At 61.8% G+C, this 910-nt stretch carries 1 protein-coding gene; it reads right to left on the bottom strand.

The window, feature by feature from the left end; all coding sequences use genetic code 11:
• Positions 1-80 precede the first annotated feature (80 nt).
• On the bottom strand, positions 81-910 hold an 830-nt coding region (locus NW819_RS14400), incomplete at its 5' end, for an AarF/UbiB family protein (protein ID WP_414414164.1).

Below are 910 nucleotides of genomic sequence, written 5' to 3'. Positions count from 1 at the left end.
TTGGTGTTCTTTTGGAAACATCGAGATCCAGACAAGGGCAGTAGGGCCCTGAGTCCACTGATGAGCCAACCTCAGCCAATCTAGCCGCGCAGGCGACCGGAGCGCAGGATGCTGATGACGAGCCACAGCCCCAACAGGCTGGCCGCGCCGAACAGGAGTTCGCTCAGCCCAAAGACCTGAAACCGCTGCGTCTGAGCCGAGATGATGGCAGCTCCGACGATCAGAGAGCCGACCACAATGCTGTAGGAAAGGCGGTTGGCCGACTGATCCAGGCTGCTGCGGATCCCGTCCAGCTCTTGGATGGTCAAGTTCCAGCGCTGGGTTTCCGAGGTGATGCGGCTGAGCAGCAGCTCCATCTGGCGCGGCGATTGCAGAGAGAGATTTTTCAAATCCAAAGCCGTGCGCAGCAGCGAAGGCAGAGGGGCCTCCCCCAGCAATTGCGCCCGAAACACATCCGCCATCAGGGGGCGAAGCTGCTCCGGCAGGTTGTAGTCGGGGGTGAGCTGGCGGGCGATCCCTTCCAAATTGGCCAGCGCCTTGGCACAGAGGCCCAAATTGCCGGGAATGCGGATCTGGTTGCGCCGGGCCGCCTGCAGGATCTCAGAAAAGAGCTGGCTGAAGTTGAGCTCCGCAATGCTCAGGGTGTAGTACTGGCGCAGCAGACGCTCGTAGTCGCTTTGGAGCTGGGCCAAGCTGACAGTCTGATCCCGCAAGCGGACCGCGGATCTTTCCGGCAGGGCCAACTCCAGGGTCAATTCGGCACAGCGCTGGGCATCGAGGCTGACAATGGCCAGCATCAGCTCCAGCAGAATCTGCTGCGTGCGCGGATCCAGCCGCCCAATCATGCCGCAATCCAGCAGGGCCACGCGACCGGATCCCAAGTAAAAGAGGTTGCCGGGGTGGGGATCGG

The organism is Synechococcus sp. R8-2 (genome assembly GCF_047461715.1).
Lineage (GTDB): Bacteria > Cyanobacteriota > Cyanobacteriia > Thermostichales > Thermostichaceae > Thermostichus.
Note: the sequence above shows the minus strand (reverse complement) of the source record. Positions and strands in the feature narration are given on the sequence as shown.